Origin of the sequence: Shewanella eurypsychrophilus (assembly GCF_007004545.3) — a bacterium.
In the GTDB taxonomy this organism is placed as follows: domain Bacteria; phylum Pseudomonadota; class Gammaproteobacteria; order Enterobacterales; family Shewanellaceae; genus Shewanella; species Shewanella eurypsychrophilus.
Genome location: NZ_CP045503.2, coordinates 869422 through 883421 on the forward strand (window position 1 = coordinate 869422; position 14000 = coordinate 883421).

Sequence of the window (14000 nt, forward strand, 5' to 3'; positions counted from 1 at the left end):
AGCGATTAAAGTTAAGTAGTTGGTGAATAGTCTTAAGCTTTCATCACTTTGACTGGGCACTTCTTGAAATCTGTCTCTTTTGACAGAGGATCGGTAGCATCCAGTAACAACTTGTTGACCAGCTGGCGTGCGTCGAAGAATGGCATAAATGCCACGCCTCTCGGCGGCTTGTTGCGGCCTTTAGTCTCAACACGTGTTTTTACTTCACCACGAGGGGAAGCAACAAGGACTTCGTCACCACGCTTGAGGCCGCGAGCTTTAGCGTCTTCAGGGTGGAGGAAGATCTGTGCATCTGGGTAAGCGCGATATAACTCAGGAACGCGAGCAGTCATTGAACCTGTATGCCAATGCTCAAGTACACGACCGGTAGATAACCATAGATCGTACTCTTCATTAGGCTCTTCTGCAGCAGGCTCATAGGGCAGGGCGAAAATAACCGCTTTACCGTCAGGCTTACCATAGAAGTTGAACTCTTCACCGTCTTTCAAGTAGGGATCACCCTTCGAGAAACGACGTAATGTCTCTTTACCATTTATCACAGGCCAGCGTAGACCGCGGGTTTCATGGTAGGTATCGAAATCGGCTAAATCATGGGCGTGACCACGACCAAACTGAGCGTATTCTTCGAACAAGCCTTTCTGTAAGTAGAAACCAAATGCCTCAGATTCATCGTTTAGTTCGGCCTTACAATCTGAAGTTGGGAACTTATTGACTTCACCGTTAGCAAAGAGCACGTCATAGAGTGTCTTATCAGCTAATTCTGGTTGCTTAGCGATAAGTTCGCTTGGCCAAACCTCAGAGACTTTGAAGCGCTTAGAAAACTCAACAAGCTGCCAAAGGTCAGACTTAGCGCCTTCAGGTGGTTTAACCTGTTGATGCCACATATGAGTACGTCGCTCAGCGTTACCATAAGCGCCTTCTTTTTCTACCCACATCGCTGTTGGTAGAATAAGGTCAGCAGCCATCGCCGATACTGTTGGGTATGGGTCTGATACTACGATGAAGTTTTCAGGGTTACGGAACCCCGGCATGATCTCTTCATTGATGTTTGGACCTGCTTGAACATTGTTGGTACACATGGTCCAGTAACAGTTTAGCTTGCCATCTTTAAGCATACGGCTTTGAAGTACGGCGTGATATCCCGGCTTAGGAGGAATAGTGCCTTCTGGAACCTGCCAGAGCTTCTCTGTGATGGCTCTATGTTTAGGATTCTTAACAACCATGTCCGCAGGTAGGCGGTGAGAGAAGGTGCCGACTTCACGTGCTGTACCACAAGCCGATGGTTGGCCTGTAAGCGAGAATGGACTGTTACCTGGAGTGGCAATCTTACCGGTTAACAGATGGATGTTATAGAGCATGTTATTTGCCCAAACACCACGTGTATGTTGGTTGATCCCCATGGTCCACAGGCTCATGACCTTGATAGATGGATCTGCGTAAGCTTTAGCCATCTCGACAAGCTTTTCAGGTTCAACACCACTCATTTCAGCAGCATACTCAAGAGTATAAGTGCTAACAAATTTAGCGTACTCATCGAAGCTGATAGGCGTTGATGAACCCTTTCCTGGGTTCTTTGCTTTTTGCTCTAATGGATGCTCAGGACGAAGGCCATAACCAATGTCAGTAGTACCCAATACAAATTTAGTGTGCTTACTGACGAAGTCTTTGTTCACAGCATCATTTTGTATGATGTAGTTAGCAATGTAGTTAAGGAGCACTAGATCAGTCTGAGGGCGGAACACCATAGCGTTATCGGCTAAGTCAAAGCTACGGTTTTCAAAGGTAGATAATACGTGTACGCGACTAGTCGGACTGCTTAGACGACGATCTGACAGGCGAGCCCACAGGATTGGGTGCATCTCGGCCATGTTGGCTCCCCACAATACAAAGTGGTCGGCAGCTTCTAAGTCGTCATAACAACCCATTGGCTCATCGATACCAAAGGTACGCATAAAGCCACCTACAGCGGATGCCATACAGTGGCGAGCATTGGGATCGATATTGTTGGTGAGGAAACCTGCTTTATGTAGCTTAGAGGCGGCGTAGCCTTCCCATATCGTCCACTGACCAGAGCCAAACATACCGACAGCAGTCGGTCCTTTGGTCTTTAGCGTGTGCTTCCACTTCTCAGCCATTGTATCTAAGGCGGTATCCCAACTTACCGGTGTAAACTCACCTTCTTTGTCATACTTACCATCTGTCATACGTAGCAGCGGCGTGGTTAAACGATCCTTGCCATACATGATTTTGGATAAGAAATAACCTTTGATACAGTTCAGGCCTTTGTTGACAGGGCTTTCTGGGTCACCTTGTGTGGCAACAACCTTGCCATTACTGGTACCCACTAGAACGCTACAACCTACACCGCAAAAACGGCAGGGTGCTTTATCCCACTTGATGTTGTCAGTTTGCTCAGCGGCTTCAACTATCTTCACTGGCAAAGTGACACCAACAGCGGTTGCAGCGGCGACTGCAGCGTTGGCTTTTAGAAACTCGCGACGGCTAATGCTCATGGTGTTCCTCACTCTTTTCTCTATTGTTTAACTTAGGTATAAATCTTTAAACCGGTGTGTTTACTAATGTTTCTTACATTTTGCTTAAGGCTGGTGGATCTTTTCAGCCTGTTCCTCTTGTTCAGCGTCGACTTGATGATAGATAAGGCTGCTGTTAAGCACTCCCTCTATGGCATTTATCGCTTCGACGTTATCAAGAATAGATCTCTGCGTTTCGCCCTCTAAGGTGATAACGAATTTCCCTGCTTCGGTGACGGCATGGATTTCGGCGCCAATTAGGGCGCGAATTTGGGTTTCAACCTGAGAGACAGCTTTTGGTGCGGCATGAACGACTAAGCTGGTGACATGGTATTCCTGACTCATCTCTTGTTTCACCTTTTTCAAAGGGGTGGCAGGTAACATAAGGGGGGGAATCTTAGGAGTGTTACCTGCCAAATAATAGTTATTGAGTCTAGACCTCATAAATATTGTGGGTATACCTAACAAGAGGTATTGGGACTATTTATAGAGCAAGATCATATTTTTCTACGTGATCTAAGTCTCAGTTTAATAAATAGGCATTTGATTCAGCTTTAGCTTAATTATCTCCGAGTGTATTTGTTGTATTGATTAGTAAACCATCAATAAAACAATATGTTAGTAATTGATAATCATTCTCACGCTTGGGCGGGATTACTGCGGGAAATTGCGCATCTGCTAGGAGTTTAATATAGGTAAACATTAGTGTTCGATTGATAAATACAGACAGTATCGTCGTTCAATTAGCAAGATTGAAATCAGCTTCTATACTTGTTGGAGATTAGCGTGGGATTGTCAATTTAACAGGGAGGTGGGCCCTTATGGGGATAATTAAGAGTGTGTTGGTGGTTGATGACAGTCGAATGTCTAGAATTATGATCACATCGATTGTGCAAGGATCTTTTCCTGAATGGACCGTTCATCAGGCTGCAAATGGTCAGGAGGCAATAGATGTGGCTCGTGTTAACCAGATTGATTTTGTCACCTTAGATCTCAATATGCCCGTCATGAATGGACTAGAAGCCGCACCTGAGCTGCTGGTAATCAATCCTGATATTAAAATTGCGCTGTTAACCGCCAACATTCAAAGTTCTACTCAAGAGCAGGTAAAGAGCCTAGGCATAGATTTCATTCCCAAACCTATTTCTGGCGATAAAATTTTGGCTTTCTTAGGCTAACTATTAATGAACTTCTGATACAAGGAACTTATATGTCATCGGTGCCAGTTAGCTTGACTGAGATGCAGCAAGATGCCCTAGCTGAGTTGTTTAACTTAGGTATAGGTCATGCGGCCTCTCTGCTTTCAGAGATGATTCAGGATAAAGTTGAACTCACGACACCTAAGGCTGAAATAGTGCCCTTAGCAAAGGCATCTAAATTATTATTTGAAGCTAATGAAAAAGAGATCAGCGCGGTAGAACAAAGCTTTGAGGGAGGCATAGATGGCGTCGCTATGTTGGTGTTTCCCCAGTCAGATAGTCTAGAGCTCGTTCGACAAATATTGAAAACAAACCTGCCTGCTGAGGAGTTATCTGAACTTGAGAGTGATGCACTTATTGAGGTCGGTAATATCATACTCAATTCCTGTTTTGGATGTATCTCTGATGCCTTACAAACCCCCTTTCAAAGTTCATTGCCGACTCACATTCAAGGAAGTGCCGAGGAGCTTTTTGGTGAAGTATCAAAAATAAGCTGTAGTGATTATGTGCTTATGCTTTATATGCAGTTTGATCTACCCAATCATCAGGTTACAGGTTGCGTTAATTTTTTTATGAGCCTCTCTTCTTTAGTCATCTTTATCAAGAGTGTCGATGATTATTTGAAGAGGATGATGAATCTATGACAGGTGAGCTAGATTCCTCCTTTACCTACTCGCTGATTAATGAGATTGAATGTGGTGTATTGATACTTGATGCGCAAATGAATGTCTTGGTCTGGAATACTTGGTTAGTTGAAAAGTCGGGCATTAAGCAATCACAAATTTTAAATCGGCCGTTTTGTGATATTGACAATATTCAAGGTGTGATGCGTTTAGAGATGTCTATTCAACAAGCACTGAAGCATAAACTATCATCTAAATTGTCTACCGCGCTCAACCCAACCGTTTTTCCACTGTTTTCTTATGGCGGCCAAGATCCTAAGTCTCACCCTGAACAAAGTCGAATCAAGCAAGCGATTTCAATTCAGCCTCTTTTGATCGCAGCCAGGGATGAGACTTGCTGTTTTATCTCTATCAGGGATGTGAGCGACTCGGTTAAACGAGAGAATATACTCAAGCAAAAGAGCAACGAGCTTCAGTTGATCACAGAGCAATTACAGTCTGAAGAGATTGTTAATCATGCGATTATGGAAAATATTACCGATGGTGTGATGAGTTTCGATGATCAAGGCAGGTTAATTCAGGTTAATCCGGCTGCCGAGTCACAGCTAGCTATGCCTCTTAATGTTGGTGCAGTGCATTTTAGTGAAATTTATCAGCTCAGCGCTAAGTACAGTCATTTGAGTTTTAGTGAACAAATTGAGCTTAGTGATCTTCTGGGTGAGAAAGAGCAGGCGAAATGGCATGACTTCTACAGCCCTAAGTTAAAAGTTGGAATATCGGCCGAGTCCAGCTTTGTACGCATAGATCTCCCCCATACTCATCTTTATTCATTAGTACTCAGGGATATTACCGAACGCAAGCAAACCGAATCTACCTTAAATCATTTAGCTCATTACGACAGTCTAACAGGGTTGGCTAATCGTTTACTGCTGATGGATCGCCTCAGTCAGGCGTTGCATAGAGCAAATCGGAGCCATGCCGTGGTGGGCTTTATGTTATTTGATTTAGATAGGTTTAAGCTGGTTAATGATAGTTTGGGTCATAGCGTTGGCGATCTGTTATTGCAGGAAGTCGCGAGAAGAATGAAGTCTGTAGTACGTGAAGAGGATACTATCGCTAGGCTTGGTGGGGACGAATTTTGCTTGCTCATAGAGAACATTGAGACAGATTCAGCGCTAACATTAGTCGCTCAAAAAGTGTTAGATATATTAAACAAAACCATGGAACTAGATGGAAATAAAATTTCGATTTCAGCGAGTATTGGCATAGTAAAAGCGGCTAAAGGCCAGAACATTACCCAAGTTATTAAGCAGGCTGATATGGCCATGTATTGCGCTAAAGAGAGGGGGAGGAATAAGTTTGAATTCTATAATGATCAACTCAACTTCAGCTATTCCAACAAGACGGGGTTAGAGCAAGAGTTACATTTAGCTTATAAAAATAATGAGTTTGAGCTATTTTTTCAACCTCAGGTCGCTTTGGAAAGTGGCATTATGCTGGCCGTGGAGGTCTTACTTCGCTGGAGAAAAAGTCGCGATGAAGTCCTACCCCCAGCCGATTTCTTGTCATTACTGGAAGATATGGGCTTGATTATTCAAGTGGGAAATTGGGTACTTGAACAGGCTTGCTATTATCGAGAGTCATGGCGTCAGCAAGGGCTGATTTCCGATACATGTACCATCTGTGTCAACCTATCTGCAAAGCAGATCATTGAGCCAGATTTTGCCGATATGGTTAAATATACATTAGCTCAGACTAAGATGCCGGCCCACCTGCTTGAACTCGAAATTACCGAGTCAATCTTACTCGAAGATCAAGACAGTGTCAGTGAGGCGTTATTGGAGTTACAGGCGTTAGGGATCTTGGTCGCTATCGATGATTTTGGCACGGGTTATTCGTCTTTTTCTTATCTTAAAAGTTTTCCTGTCGACATTTTAAAGATCGATCGCTCCTTTGTTTTTGATGTATGTAGTGATCCGGACTCTGCAGCAATTGTGACTTCAATTATTAATTTGGCACATGATTTAGGCATGCAAGTGGTCGGTGAGGGAGTGGAAGATGATTATGCTCTGCGTTATCTCATTGATCATAAGTGTGACAGAGTACAGGGATATTTATTCTCTAAGCCACTGCCTTATTGCGAGTTTATGGCCTATATTGAGGATCAGACTGCTGAATTAAACAGGCGGAGAAACTTAATTCCCTCAATGAATAATAGCGCTTAAACCTAGAATATTTTAGCATTAAACTTAGAATACTTTAGCATTAGTCGTACCCAGTTAGCTCCATATATCCCTCACCTTCATGACTGCCTGAAACAATCACAGGCCCCTCCCAATAGCTCACGCTGAGTGGCACTTTAGCCGCTGGATTCAGTGCTTGGGTGTGGATATTGATATCTTCAGAGGCAATCGTGATCTGCCAAGCCACCGGGTAGCGGACTGAATCAATAGTGTGCCAGCTTGCTACTTTAAGTTGAATATCCTTAGATGCGATATTACGGCCACTACCATCGGCAAACATTCTGCGGCCACTATAGAAGCTAGGTTGTTGGTCCGTCTGGCCTCTTAACTGGAACAGCATTAATGTTGAACCATCTGATAATCGCAGTGCAAACCAGTCCCAGCCAGCTTGTGCCTTGTTGAGAAACTGTGAGCTCCACTCTCTGTCTAGCCAAGCATTGCCACTCACTTGATGCTCTATTCCATCAAGGTTTACCGTGCCGGAAACCTTGATGAAAGGCTGACTATAGTAGTGGGAGGCCACAGAGCCGTCGGCGCTTTTAATGCTGTAACCTTTCTCTCCCTGGAGCTGATAGGGGGCATTAGTTTCTAGAGAGAGTTGGTAGCCAAACTTCTCAGCATCGACCTCTAGCTGAGCCGGAAATAACGCCTCATCTTGTCCTGTCCATTGCCAGTTATCTATTTTTATGGTCAAAGGCGAATGGGATACATCTGCTAGCCTTGGGTGACGTCTTGACCATCTCTCTTCGGCAAAGTGAGCCCCTTTGCTGGTCATCGCCGCATGGGTCATGAAAATTTGATTTGTATTCCAGTCTGAATCGGAGAGTGTGCTTTGTGAATCAGCTTTATCAGGCGCTAAAGCGATACGGAACTGAGTCCATTGCAGTCCTATTCGTTCACCTTGTTTGGTTTTTAAATTTGCCGTGAGATACCACCACTCTTGTCTAAAATCATCATGGGATAGGTGGTCTTGGGGAAATACTATTGGTCTGCTTTTATCAACCTTAGTATAACCAGCTAAGTTATCGCCTAAAAGGCTTCCCATAGACGGCGCAGACGTAGGCTTAGAGCAAGCTGTAAGCGTTAAAAGTGTTAATAGGCCAAGATATCCAAATGGCTTAGTGAGTATAGACATTAGATAACCTCTCTCTGAAGACTGGAGATCAGCGGACGCTTAGTCTGCAGATACAGTGGAAAGGCGACAGCTAGCAAACTGGAAATTAAGGCAAGTGCGACGACTCGGCCATAAGCTAGCCAATCCCATTGCATGGCGATACTCCATCCGAACGCTTGCAGGGTGACTTTATTGATCAACAGATAACCCAAAATAGCGCCTGTCGGCAGGGCTACCAAACAGGTAAATAACACGATAATCAACATCTGTCCGAAGACTAAGCTAGTAAGCTGTCGGCGGTTAACCCCCATCGCATACAGCCTAGCCATTGGTGCCATGCGTGCTTGAGTCAACATAAAGCATGCGCTGAATAGACCGATTGCTGCGACTAGCAAGGTAAGTGTATTGAGCACTTGAGTGATAGAGAAGGTGCGCTTAAACATGATAATGGCTTGCTGTTTAATCTTTTGCTGACTGAAAATCATCGCATCGGGTATCGAGAACGCTTGCTGCAACGCTTGCTGTAGTTTACTTGATTCTCCGTTGACATCGATTGCTAAACTCAGTGGTGTTTCAGGCAGCCCATTAGCTTGCCATGTTGCAGGAGAGATAAGGATTTCGCCATAGGGATTACCATAATCGAAAAACACGCCGCCCACGGTAAATCTGCTATTGGCCAGAGCCGTTAGCTCAATCTCATCACCTAGATTTAGATTTAATTTGATAGCCAGCGGCTCGCTGATCAGCACGAGTCGATTAGCAAAAAACTCTGGCCACATATTGTCGACCGTCTCTTTAAAAACAGTGGTCTCTTTTAAGGACTGTTTGTCTCGAGTGACAATATTGACTGGTAGGTGGGCTTGCTTACTGCTTATGTACCACTGTTTATAGATGGCATCGACATCTTTATGTTGAGTGAGAAACGTGACGACCTTATCCATCTGAGTCGATGCTGGCCTGATATAAAGCTCCGCATGGAGTCTGGCATCTAACCAGTTTTTTAAGGTGCTTTCGAAACTGCCGACTAAGGTGTTCATGGATATATTGGCTGTTAGTGCTAATAACATTGCCATCATGGCCAGTGAGAGTGGTGAGATAAGCTCTTTGGTCTCAGTGACTTGGTAATGTAACAAGCCTTTAGGTATCAACTTTAGTAGTAAGCTCACCAAGACTGACAAGCACCACGGCAGCGTCAAGGGGATTGCGATTATGATAAGTCCCAATAGCACCATGGTATAACGGTAATCCTGACTCAGTGGGATTAGAGCCGCAGCGATACTGGCAAGAACAATAGCAATGGCTAATTGAAATTTATGCACCGATTTAGCACCACGTTGCAGTGCCATTTGACCAGAGTTACTCGCCAGAGGTTGCTTGATAAGTTGGATAAACAGTGAAGTGCAAGCCGCGATGGCGGCAAAAAATGTGAGTCCAATGGCTTGAAGTAACCAGCTCCAATGCCAGTTACCAGGGAATATTTTTGCGCCATAAAGCTGTTCAAGCGTGACAGAAATCATAGGCTGTAGCCAGTGACTGAGCTGTAATCCGAGAATGAAGCCAATGATTGAACCTATGATCACCAGCAGCAAAAGTTCGATACTCAGGGCCAACATCAAAGGGGCTTTGGCCACACCTTGTTGCTGTAACTGAGTCATTAACCTTTGTCGCTTGAGCAAGCTATATCTCACGCCGTTGTAGGCGATAAATAGCCCGACCACAAAGGCTAATAAACTCATGGCGGTCAGATTAAGGTGAAAGCTTTCAGTTAAGGCGGTGAGGCCATCGCCATTGTCGCTCTCGACTAAATTTGCCTGAGAGTTTAGCAACTGCTCTAGCTGAGTTTGTTGCGATAAGATGTCGGAAAACAGAGCGATATAACTGAGTTGATTAGGCTGGTTAAGTATTCGCTGGGCTAGAGAGATATCCATTAGGATTTCAGAACCTAACTGGCTGGTATCATCGAGAGCGATAACCTTAACGTTAACCCCTGATAGTATTAATTCTCCGCCCTGTGCTATCCGTTTTGCTTGGGCCTGGCTAGCCAAAACGATAGGTGCACCAGATAAGATGTCGGCCAAGGGAATCGGTGTTGAAAATAATCCAGATTTACTTGTTTGATTATCTGACTTTTGTGGTTTGAAAGCGGTGAGTGCAGCAATTAGATCGCTGCCTTGAATGCGCCAGCGTTTACCATCTTGGCTCGTGGCAATTCCCTGAAGTACGGGTAAACTTTGATTAAACCCCGCATCACGAATGCTGAAATACACCGCTTCATCTATAAGTCTACTGCCCGTCGGCGGCGTGATGGTCCATCTGGCTTGCTGGCTGAGTAATTCAGTTGCAGAACTGTAGCTCTGGATAGCGTTTTCATTGGTGGCTCGAACGCCGGTTAATAAGGTGACGGCGAGTATGATGCCGATACCAATGGCGCCGGCTTGCAAGGGGGCTTGACGATAATGAGCGATAAAGATCTTCAGGCAGAGCCAGCTGATTCGGATTAAGTTATTACTCATGGACTTGGCCATTATCGAGATGCCAGCGTCTTTGCATAAAATCAGCACACTCAAGGCTGTGGGTCACCATCAAAATGCTCGTATTATGCTCACCAGCCAGCTGGCAAAGCAGCTTCATTACTTCTAAGCTGGCGGTTTGGTCTAAGTTTCCAGTCGGCTCATCGGCGAGTAGTAACTTTGGCTTATGGGCCAGTGATCGGGCTATGGCGACTCTTTGCTGCTGACCACCAGATAAGGTGTCCACATGGCGTTCGAGTAATCCTTCGAGACCTAGAGATTGCACTAGGTGTTCGCACCACTTATCCCAATTTAAGCCATTGAGTCTGAGTGGGAATGCAATGTTGTCTTTAACATTTAGTGGGGTCAGCAAGTTAAATTGCTGGAAAACCACGCCGAGGGAAGTTTTCCTAAATTGACTCCAATGTCGGTCGTTCCAAGCTGATGTGTCGTCGCTAAGCAGGCTTAATGAGCCCGTGTTAGGTCGTTCAAATCCGGCGATTAAATTGAGTAAGGTGCTTTTGCCGCTGCCACTGGCTCCAGTGAGCGCGACGGTATCGCCCGCATTGAGCAATAGTTCAATGCGGTCGAGTACTCTGTGGCTAACGCCGCCATCGATAAACTCTTTAGTGATCTTCTGTAGTTCAACAATCTGATCTGTCATAAGGCTCCACTTTTATTGATATCCTTTAGATTCTCGTAGCGCTAATTCACTGGCGGCTAATCTCCACTGACGTGATTAGCATACCGAATATTTTCTCATTATTAACTAACTTTACAGAACTAAATACCCTCTATCATCAGAAGGCATAAGGCAGGCGTAACAGTCTGTGTTACAAAGTATAATTTGAATTGCTGATATTAATCGGTAAGCTGTGTTCTGTACAAATATCAACTCGTTTTTAAAGGGAGTAGTTGTCTGAATGGATATCACCTTGACTCATGCCATTCTGTTACTAGTGACAGGATTTTTTGCAGGGATCATTAATACCTTAGCGGGTGGCGGTTCAAATCTGACATTGCCAGCTCTTATGGTGATGGGGATGCCAGCGGAAGTGGCTAATGCCACTAATCGAGTCGGCGTCTTGATGCAGTCCATTGTCGCCGTATTTGGCTTTAAAAAACATGGCAAGTTAGACACAGACGATAAGGTGCCAATTCTTATCCCCACCGTTATCGGCGGCTTATTGGGCGCGGCAGGTGCTGCCTATGCGCCAAGTGAATGGATTAAGCCACTATTGCTGGGAACCATGTTGCTCATGGCTCTAGTCATATTAGTTAAACCTTCGATGATCGCGCCTGAGCTAGGTATACAAGTTAACAAGGTTTCCCAGACACCGAGTTCCTGGTGGTGGCTCGGCGTCGCGGGTTTTTATGGTGGCTTCGTACAGGCTGGGGTAGGGTTTGTGTTGCTTGCGGCTTTAGCAGGCTCATTACGCTATGATCTGATCCGTGCCAATGCGCTTAAAATGTTGTGCACCTTGGTTTTTACCTCAGTGTCACTCGTCCTGTTTATGTTTGCAGGGTTGATCCAATGGCTTCCCGGACTGATACTCGCCTTCGGCACCATGTTCGGTGCTCACCTAGCCGTGAAAATGGCCATTAAGGCGAGACCTGAAACCTTGAAGTGGTTCTTGTTTATTATGACGCTGGTGGGTTGTATAGCCGCTTATTTTAGTTAGCTTGCGTGCTAACTTTTTACGCTTATTAAAGTGAATATTTCCAAACTTCGTTTGGACGAAAGTCGTGGAATTCCATTCCACACCAGGGCAAGGAGGACTGCTCGTCCTTATCCTCCTTGCATCCACCATGACGCCCGGGCGAAGTTGTTATCCTACGTTTATTTTTGAAAATACTTAACGATTTCGATGGGGCATCCAAGCCCCCCGAAATCTAGCCTCACATCCATGTGAGTCTCACAGTATTTTCTGCAACTCACTTCGTCAACTTCCAACGGGGATCTGTCGTAACCCGCAGGCGCGTTTGATTTAGGACAGTAATTAATTCGCTCCGATTCCTTTATCTATACGGATAAATAACTAATACCTCCGATGGTACATTCACACTTATCCAGTTAGAAGTCCTAAAGCTAGCTTCACACTCGTTTCTACAACGCTTCTCAGCAATTTCCAGCGGGGGATTATTGTAATCCGCAGGTGCGTTTGATTATCGTCGGTAGTTAATTTCAGGTTCTTCAGAACGTGGATTTGGTAAATATGAACTTTTTGTGATTAATGGCTATAAACTTGATTGCTTGCGACGTAAAATAGCCGCGAATTTTGTATGTCACTCTAAATAAACACAATGAATCAAGCTGTAAATAAATCTGATGCTATACCGTTAGCGGATCCTAAAATTGCCATAATCGGTGGGGGCGTGGCTGGCTCTACTATAGCCCTGCGCTTTGCCGAATTGGGCATAGATACTAGCTTGATTGAAAAAGGTGACAGCTTAGTCAATGGCCCTCCTTTTTGTCATCTGCATGCGGGTGGTAATCTCTACCGAGAGATATCAGATGAGCAGTGCTTAACCTTGTTACAGCAATCCATCGATACGGTAAAAGTCTATCCGCAGAGTGTGAATAAACGGCCGACTGTGGTTGCACTGCCTAAAAGCGATCCAGGTGAACCACTGGATTTACTGCCTCGTTTAGAAAAGCTGCGTGCTAAATACCGTTCTTTAGTTGAACAAGATGTCTGTAATGCTGTTTTGGGCGATCCTGAGCAGTATTTTCGTTTGTATGAACGAGCCGAAATTGAAGCCCTTAAAGACCGTCCCTTACCAGAGCAAGCCCAATGCCTGAGTGATTGGCTGGTGGCCTTCGCTCAACAAGTCGATCTAGATAGCTTGAAATTTCCGATAGTGCTTGTGCAAGAGTACGGCCTGTCAGCTTTTCGTTTTTCTGCCATTGCTAGCCTAGCCATAGAGCGCTTACCCGATTGCCATCTCTATACCAACACGCAAGTGGTGGCACTTGAGCAGCTAGGAACATCAAACTGGCGTATGTCGATGAAGGTGCAAGGTGAAAATGAGATCATCCATACCGATTTTGATTATGTGATTAATGCCTGCGGTTTCAAGAGTGGTGAAATCGATGACATGCTCAGTGCGAAACGTAAGCGCATGGTCGAGTTTAAAGCAGCCTATGTTGCCCATTGGCCAAAGTGTAAAGGCTTATGGCCTGAGGTGATATTTTATGGTCAGCGAGGTACACCTCAGGGCATGGCGCAATTAACGCCTTATCCCGATGGTTATTTTCAATTACACGGTATGACCCAAGATATCACCTTGTTTAAAAACGGCTTAGTGGCAAGCTGTGAAAACAGTGCTCAGCCGAAACTTGCCGAACGTTTTATCAATAAGATTGAACGACAATGGCCGGCAGAGATTATCGAAAAGAGAACCTTAGGCTCTATTGAGCATATTGCTCAATATATCCCAAGTTTTAATCAAGCTAACGTCGCGGCTAAGCCCTTATTCGGCGCGCAACAAATCCCTGGGGATGATGCGGATCTGCGTGCGGCGGGAGTGTCGTTTCATGGTGAACGTTATGCTAGAACCGAGATTGTTAAAGCTTCATCGGCCTTGGCCGCCGCCGATGCAATCTTGCAAGACTTGATGGCTAATGAACTCGTGAGCTCTGCACTTATCGAGCAATACGCGACTAAGCATTATTTCCCAATAACCCGCCAATGTACTCAGGAAGAGGTGACAGCCAAAGCCGAGCAGTTAGCGAGGCAGCGCCAGTACCCTGAAGCCTTGGCGAAGAACTTTTAGACT

Annotated in this window: 10 protein-coding genes; 5 read left to right on the forward strand and 5 right to left on the reverse strand. The window is 45.0% G+C overall.

Annotated features, from left to right (window positions below; all coding sequences use genetic code 11):
• Positions 1-32: 32 nt before the first annotated feature.
• Both napA and FM038_RS03565 read right to left on the reverse strand, forming a co-directional pair.
• A complete protein-coding gene (gene napA, locus FM038_RS03560; protein ID WP_142871990.1) occupies positions 33-2513 on the reverse strand; it encodes a nitrate reductase catalytic subunit NapA in 2481 nt (826 codons plus the stop codon).
• A gap of 84 nt (positions 2514-2597) precedes the next feature.
• Positions 2598-2876 (reverse strand): chaperone NapD, encoded by a 279-nt coding sequence (locus tag FM038_RS03565; RefSeq protein ID WP_142871991.1) that lies wholly within the window; start codon positions 2874-2876, stop codon positions 2598-2600.
• A gap of 476 nt (positions 2877-3352) precedes the next feature.
• Between FM038_RS03565 and FM038_RS03570 the strand changes: the two genes are divergently transcribed.
• Genes FM038_RS03570 through FM038_RS03580 form a run of 3 tightly spaced genes read left to right on the forward strand, consistent with a single transcriptional unit; the run spans position 3353 to position 6578 of the window.
• Positions 3353-3709: a response regulator transcription factor gene (locus tag FM038_RS03570; protein WP_142871992.1), complete on the forward strand. Its 357-nt coding sequence runs from the start codon at positions 3353-3355 to the stop codon at positions 3707-3709.
• Positions 3710-3741: 32 nt separating this feature from the next.
• Complete coding sequence (locus tag FM038_RS03575; protein ID WP_142871993.1) at positions 3742-4374, forward strand: chemotaxis protein CheC; 633 nt, start codon at positions 3742-3744, stop codon at positions 4372-4374.
• Positions 4371-6578: a bifunctional diguanylate cyclase/phosphodiesterase gene (locus FM038_RS03580; protein ID WP_142871994.1), complete on the forward strand. Its 2208-nt coding sequence runs from the start codon at positions 4371-4373 to the stop codon at positions 6576-6578. Before FM038_RS03575 ends, FM038_RS03580 begins: the two co-directional genes overlap by 4 nt.
• 40 nt (positions 6579-6618) lie before the next feature.
• Here the strand turns inward: FM038_RS03580 and FM038_RS03585 are convergent, their stop codons facing one another.
• From FM038_RS03585 to FM038_RS03595, 3 genes are read right to left on the reverse strand one after another with little or no spacing between them, the layout of a single operon-like run.
• The gene (locus tag FM038_RS03585; protein WP_142871995.1) at positions 6619-7731 is read right to left on the reverse strand and encodes a lipocalin-like domain-containing protein; all 1113 of its coding nucleotides are present in this window, start codon (positions 7729-7731) and stop codon (positions 6619-6621) included.
• Positions 7731-10223 carry an ABC transporter permease gene (locus tag FM038_RS03590; protein WP_142871996.1) on the reverse strand — a complete coding sequence of 831 codons (2493 nt, stop codon included), beginning with the start codon at positions 10221-10223 and terminating at the stop codon, positions 7731-7733. Before FM038_RS03590 ends, FM038_RS03585 begins: the two co-directional genes overlap by 1 nt.
• Positions 10216-10884 (reverse strand): ABC transporter ATP-binding protein, encoded by a 669-nt coding sequence (locus FM038_RS03595; protein WP_142871997.1) that lies wholly within the window; start codon positions 10882-10884, stop codon positions 10216-10218. The genes FM038_RS03590 and FM038_RS03595 overlap by 8 nt, the downstream gene beginning before the upstream one ends.
• Positions 10885-11143: 259 nt before the next feature.
• On the opposite strand from FM038_RS03595, the gene FM038_RS03600 reads away from it, so the two are divergent.
• The gene (locus FM038_RS03600) at positions 11144-11902 is read left to right on the forward strand and encodes a sulfite exporter TauE/SafE family protein (protein ID WP_142871998.1); all 759 of its coding nucleotides are present in this window, start codon (positions 11144-11146) and stop codon (positions 11900-11902) included.
• A gap of 622 nt (positions 11903-12524) precedes the next feature.
• Entirely contained in the window at positions 12525-13997 is a 1473-nt protein-coding gene (locus tag FM038_RS03605) for an FAD-binding oxidoreductase/lyase (RefSeq protein WP_142871999.1), read from the forward strand.
• Positions 13998-14000 lie beyond the last annotated feature (3 nt).

Excerpts from the sequence above, each read along its gene's own strand:
- napA (WP_142871990.1), bottom strand. The coding sequence starts at position 2,513 with ATGAGCATTAGCCGTCGCGAGTTTCTAAAAGCCAACGCTGCAGTCGCC.
- FM038_RS03565 (WP_142871991.1), bottom strand. The coding sequence starts at position 2,876 with ATGAGTCAGGAATACCATGTCACCAGCTTAGTCGTTCATGCCGCACCA.
- FM038_RS03570 (WP_142871992.1), top strand. The coding sequence starts at position 3,353 with ATGGGGATAATTAAGAGTGTGTTGGTGGTTGATGACAGTCGAATGTCT.
- FM038_RS03575 (WP_142871993.1), top strand. The coding sequence starts at position 3,742 with ATGTCATCGGTGCCAGTTAGCTTGACTGAGATGCAGCAAGATGCCCTA.
- FM038_RS03580 (WP_142871994.1), top strand. The coding sequence starts at position 4,371 with ATGACAGGTGAGCTAGATTCCTCCTTTACCTACTCGCTGATTAATGAG.
- FM038_RS03585 (WP_142871995.1), bottom strand. The coding sequence starts at position 7,731 with ATGTCTATACTCACTAAGCCATTTGGATATCTTGGCCTATTAACACTT.
- FM038_RS03590 (WP_142871996.1), bottom strand. The coding sequence starts at position 10,223 with ATGAGTAATAACTTAATCCGAATCAGCTGGCTCTGCCTGAAGATCTTT.
- FM038_RS03595 (WP_142871997.1), bottom strand. The coding sequence starts at position 10,884 with ATGACAGATCAGATTGTTGAACTACAGAAGATCACTAAAGAGTTTATC.
- FM038_RS03600 (WP_142871998.1), top strand. The coding sequence starts at position 11,144 with ATGGATATCACCTTGACTCATGCCATTCTGTTACTAGTGACAGGATTT.
- FM038_RS03605 (WP_142871999.1), top strand. The coding sequence starts at position 12,525 with ATGAATCAAGCTGTAAATAAATCTGATGCTATACCGTTAGCGGATCCT.